This is a genomic window from Bartonella sp. AA2SXKL, assembly GCF_042197205.1.
Lineage (GTDB): Bacteria > Pseudomonadota > Alphaproteobacteria > Rhizobiales > Rhizobiaceae > Bartonella.
On record NZ_JBHIRN010000084.1, the window covers coordinates 270 to 880 of the forward strand.

General features: G+C 41.2%; 1 protein-coding gene. It reads left to right on the forward strand.

The features are described from left to right. On the forward strand, positions 1 to 611 hold a 611-nt coding region (locus ACFINS_RS09895; RefSeq protein ID WP_375706164.1), incomplete at both ends, for an autotransporter outer membrane beta-barrel domain-containing protein.

Genomic DNA, 611 nt, shown 5'->3' on the forward strand with positions numbered 1-611 from the left:
CTCAGATCTGTCTGCACTTGAATATGGCTATGGGGGACATCTTCGTTATAACGCTGTTAAGGCTGGCATTTTGCTGAAAACGATCGAGAGTGCAGATAATGTAGTATCTTTTGGGGTGATGGGTTCTTATGGAAAGCTTTCTCTACAACCTAAAAATGTTGAACACAGTGAGGAAAGTGCCTTTGATAAATGGTCTATAACGGCATATAGCACTCTGCAGCATGATGCGGGCTTTTATGTAGATGGTCTTTTATCCTATGGTCTGTTCAAAGGAGATGTGGTTACTCTTGCCCGTGGTAAGACAGCAACATTAAAGAGCAAACCTCTCAGTGTTTCCTTGACAGGTGGTCAGTCATTTGCAACAGGATATGAAGGTTTTGTTGTTGATCCTCAAGTTCAGGTTGTTTATCAAAATCTCCAATTTGATAAGGCTCGTGATATCGATAATTTTGATGTTGAGATGGGAAAACTTGATCAGTGGGTAGCACGTGTTGGTGGACGTTTGAGCAAGTCTCCGACAGGATCTGAGGGAATAAGCGCTACTTCCTTCTATGGTAAGCTTTATCTTGTCCATGGATTTAGAAAAAAACAATCTGTGCATTTCAAAGATG